The sequence below is a fragment of the Alkalinema pantanalense CENA528 genome (assembly GCF_050753345.1).
Lineage (GTDB): Bacteria > Cyanobacteriota > Cyanobacteriia > Leptolyngbyales > Leptolyngbyaceae > Alkalinema > Alkalinema pantanalense.
Window position 1 is genome coordinate 1 of the sequence record NZ_JBLZFX010000189.1, and the last position, 3,924, is coordinate 3,924.

The 3,924-nt window shown below is 48.2% G+C and carries 4 protein-coding genes; 1 reads left to right on the forward strand and 3 read right to left on the reverse strand.

The features are described from left to right. Positions 1-168 precede the first annotated feature (168 nt). The 3 genes from ACN4EG_RS27290 to ACN4EG_RS27300 all read right to left on the reverse strand — a co-directional run bounded on the left by ACN4EG_RS27290 (position 169) and on the right by ACN4EG_RS27300 (position 1,540). Positions 169-447 (reverse strand): helix-turn-helix domain-containing transcriptional regulator, encoded by a 279-nt coding sequence (locus tag ACN4EG_RS27290; RefSeq protein WP_431633438.1) that lies wholly within the window; start codon positions 445-447, stop codon positions 169-171. Next, positions 440-778 (reverse strand): type II toxin-antitoxin system RelE/ParE family toxin, encoded by a 339-nt coding sequence (locus ACN4EG_RS27295; protein ID WP_431633439.1) that lies wholly within the window; start codon positions 776-778, stop codon positions 440-442. The genes ACN4EG_RS27290 and ACN4EG_RS27295 overlap by 8 nt, the downstream gene beginning before the upstream one ends. A gap of 84 nt (positions 779-862) precedes the next feature. Continuing rightward, the gene (locus ACN4EG_RS27300; protein WP_431633440.1) at positions 863-1,540 is read right to left on the reverse strand and encodes a toll/interleukin-1 receptor domain-containing protein; all 678 of its coding nucleotides are present in this window, start codon (positions 1,538-1,540) and stop codon (positions 863-865) included. 373 nt (positions 1,541-1,913) lie between these two features. Here ACN4EG_RS27300 and ACN4EG_RS27305 point away from each other — a divergent pair, with 373 nt between their 5' ends. After that, the gene (locus tag ACN4EG_RS27305; protein WP_431633441.1) at positions 1,914-3,353 is read left to right on the forward strand and encodes a helix-turn-helix domain-containing protein; all 1,440 of its coding nucleotides are present in this window, start codon (positions 1,914-1,916) and stop codon (positions 3,351-3,353) included. Positions 3,354-3,924 lie beyond the last annotated feature (571 nt).

Genomic DNA, 3,924 nt, shown 5'->3' on the forward strand with positions numbered 1-3,924 from the left:
ATTTCATCGTCTTCTGGGCTAAGAATGATACGGAGAGGGGCTGGCATTTTAAAGAGAAAAAAGTTCCTTCTATCTTACATTTAATTTACCCCTCCTACTTACTGACTTTTGCTACAAGCCCATGCATCTACAACAGTAGCCAAGGGAAACACAGCAAAAATACACACATCAAGCAGCATCTACCTCCACAGTAACCTCTGCCAACACCGCAGCAATCACTTCATCACTCACACCATGACGACGAAATCCTTCTACCAACTGCGACAATTCAGGTAGTTGCTCGATCGAATTTGACACCACACCTTGGGCAACAGCCACATCCCGAAGGGTTTCCAGAAACAGTTCAAGATCACCTTCCTCCAAAGCATCCTGTAAATACGACAGCGCTCGATCGGGATCCTTCAGGTAATCATTCAAAATTACACTAAATGGCACACTTCTAGTCATTTCCTCTCTCCGTATAATCTTTCCAATACTTCAACGCTTTTTGAATATCACTTTCCTGAGACCGCTTATCTCCACCACACAACAGCAAAATAACGCGATTCTCCACTTTCCCAAAATAAACTCGGTAGCCTGGGCCAAACTGCATCCGCAATTCAAACACCCCATCTGCAATAAATTTGTGATCGCCCAGATTACCCATCTGAATCCGACGAATCCGCAAAAGAATCTTATTCGAACCTTGAGTATCCTTGAGTGAATTCAGCCATTCTGTAAACGGTTGAGTCCCTTGACTGGTTGTGTAGACCTCAACATTCCAAGGCGTTGCTTCCAACCGATCGCCTCCATCACTATCATTACAGGGAGTCCTATTAATTAGGATCCTAACAAAGTACGCCTTTCGCCCCACAAGCTCTAATTATTTCGTCAAATTTCCTCCCGCATAATCTCCGCCTCCTGTATTAATGTTCGTGGTATTACCAAACTGCTGATGAATCGTCGTTCCAGTAGCCGGATTTACGATCGCCCCTTGGGATCCCCTAAAATCAATTTTGCTCCTCTCTCCATCAATCTCTCCATTCTCTGCTGGCAACCGCTGTTCACTCTGACCCACTTGAGGACTCTGAGCAGTCGCTTCAGAAGTAGCAGGGAATGGAACACGAGCTGACTTACCTGGAAACCCTGGTCGCTTTTCAGGCTTCATCCGACCATCTTTTACCGCCGCTAGCAAACGCTCCTGTGCCGTTCCCTCATCACAATTAAAGACATCAACATAGACAATCTGTCCTAATAACCCCGGCGGACTGCAATCTTCCACCCGTACTGGAATTAACTTACGGTTCACACTAGTGGGATCTTGCGCAAAAGCAGCAGCCCATTCAGGTTGAGGAAATGGCTTTTGCAAATAGAGCGACGAGAACACCGCGATCGTCCGGGTTGCCTCTGTTGCTTTCTGCATATCTAGTACAAAGTTGCCACCTGGTCGAAAATCCCAAGCCTGAATAACAACAGAGTATCCCGCTTCTTCCAAAACCCAAGCAATCCACTCCGCCCAAGTACGATCTTTTCCTGTATAGCTAATAAAAAAGTCTTTCATCACTATTCCGGGATTGAGTAGTCACAGTCAAGTACCAACTTAAACGATCGCTTCCTGTTATCTCCTAGATTTCAAGATAGATTAATCTCACGAACAACGTATCTTGTCCTACAAGTTGAAGATAGAACAAGACTGATCAGACTTTAGCAACTAATTACCTTCATCTTGTACTACAAAATCATGTAGTACAAGATGAAAATCCCCTGAGAAACCTGCGTCGCCTTTGGAATTTGGCTTATCATAGCGGTGACCTTGGATTGACCCACCCAGCAGACACCATGCCTGAAGGGCGTCAACCTCTGGCAAGTTCCATTCTGGCAATGGTCGTCATCCTGCCGCTGATCTCGCGCTCAAGTTGGAGTAATGCACCCCGATGGCTCGAAAACCCAAACCCCAATCCTCGCCATCAGACACCTTAGCCTCCCAAGCTAAGACGAATCCGGCTGCATCCTCACATCTATCCAAAATGCCCGACAGCAAACCCGACACCCTGCCCAAGGCCAGTCCCGATTTATTTGAACATAGCCGCGCTACCCGAATGGCCTCCGCACTACCGATTTGGGAAGCCAGCAACATCCTGACCCAACGGAAACATCTCCCCTGGGCTCCCGATCCCAACGGCAAACTCTACTACGCCAAAGATATCGGCAACGGACAAGGGGCTTTGCATTTTTGGGTGACAGAAGATTTAGAAACCGAGCATCCCTCCACCCTAGCTGGTGCCGCTGCCCTTGCCGTGATTGATACCTTCGACATTCGGGCAGCCTGTATGCATTTGATCTACGCCGCCCACGCCGCCCAACTCGATCGCCCCTGGGAACAGGAACTGGTCATCACCGACCAACAAATCGAAGCCTATCTGGGACTCAAAAAACGCACCGATAAAAACCGTCAGGAGAAGCTAGCACTCATCGAAGAAATTGCCAAGCAACCCTGCAAAATTACCACCTTTATTTCCTGGCCGCGCCAAGGCAAAGTTAAGGGATTCACCATTGAGGAAGGCCGCCTCTGGCACATTTTAGGAACCCGTTACCACTACCAGGAAAATTTATTTGGTAAGAAAGAACTGACAGGCATGACCTTTGTGGTGCGTCCGGGGTTATGGACACGCTATTTCCTCAACGAAGAAGGACAACGGGAAAAGGCTGCTTTTTACCAACAGGGATATCTTGCCCAGGACGTTCTAGAAGGGGTGATGAGCGTCTGGCAACACCGGGAAGGAGCGGCTCGGTTAATGGTTTGGTTAATGTTCCAGACACAATTTAGCCAACGATCGCCCTTGACTGTAGAAATGTTGATGGAAATTGCCTATGGGCAGGAAAAAGTCGAATTAGCAAAAGCCAATAGCGAGGCTCGCAAAAAGTTAGTCAACACCTGGGATGACGATTTATTAGCGCTGCACGATCGAGGATGGGAATTACAATTTGATGCGGAAACCTATCCCCCAGACATTCAACCCTTAGGCTTTGGGCGCAGTAATTACCAACGTCCGCGCGGTTTTTTTGATCAACTCCTAAAAGCTCAACTTTGGATTCGGCGACAGGATGGCAAAGATCTACGGCTTGCAGTCGCGGACACCACACATACAATTCCCCCCGCTAACGAACTCCCCCCAGACGAAGCCCTCATCCTCACTGGCCAACAGGTAAAAGCCCTGAGAACAGAACGCAATTGGAGCCAACGCAAGCTGGCAGCCTTCAGTGGGATCAGCCAAGGGTTGATTTCGTTGATTGAAAGCGGAGAGCGATCGATTACCGCCGATACCGATGCCATCCTGAAACGGGTCTTCGAACTCGATCTCCCCACCCACTGATTACATCCCTTTGTAATCACCAATATCCCCAAGGTGTAATCATTCACCCAAAATTGTAATCACTCAGAGATCTTTCCGGATCCCCCGATTAATGGGCCTTTGAGCAGCCTACTTCCTGAGATAGCGCTACTTTCTGCACTGCCTTGGCCAACTTAGCGATCGATCGGGGTTGTAATCATTGGCTTCTAGAGGGGCACAGCACCCGTGACTCAAACTAATAGAATCCAGACCCAGTCAAGCTTTTGGATGATTACAGCTTTTCTAGACCCCCACCCCCGATCGCAATGATTACAAAAAATGTCTAGACCCCCACCCCCAAAGTACTGGAAGGGTAATTCTAGGGCATCACGATCGCTCAAACCCAGAATTATCAGCTATTTTCCCGAATGTTGATTACAGACTCTTCTAGAACCCCCATCCCTTGAGGTCTAGAACCCCACCCCCAATCCTTGCGCCAGACCAAGATCAACTTCTAGAACCCCTTACCCAAAAAATCTAAGTCCCACCTCCCCCTTATTCAACCACCCTCAACAGCCAACCAATCAACACGGATCGCCCTCTCTCATCTACA

What these genes read in the sequence shown, in the direction of transcription:
- ACN4EG_RS27290 (WP_431633438.1), bottom strand. Translation starts at nt 447, where the DNA reads ATGACTAGAAGTGTGCCATTTAGTGTAATTTTGAATGATTACCTGAAG.
- ACN4EG_RS27300 (WP_431633440.1), bottom strand. Translation starts at nt 1,540, where the DNA reads ATGAAAGACTTTTTTATTAGCTATACAGGAAAAGATCGTACTTGGGCG.
- ACN4EG_RS27305 (WP_431633441.1), top strand. Translation starts at nt 1,914, where the DNA reads ATGGCTCGAAAACCCAAACCCCAATCCTCGCCATCAGACACCTTAGCC.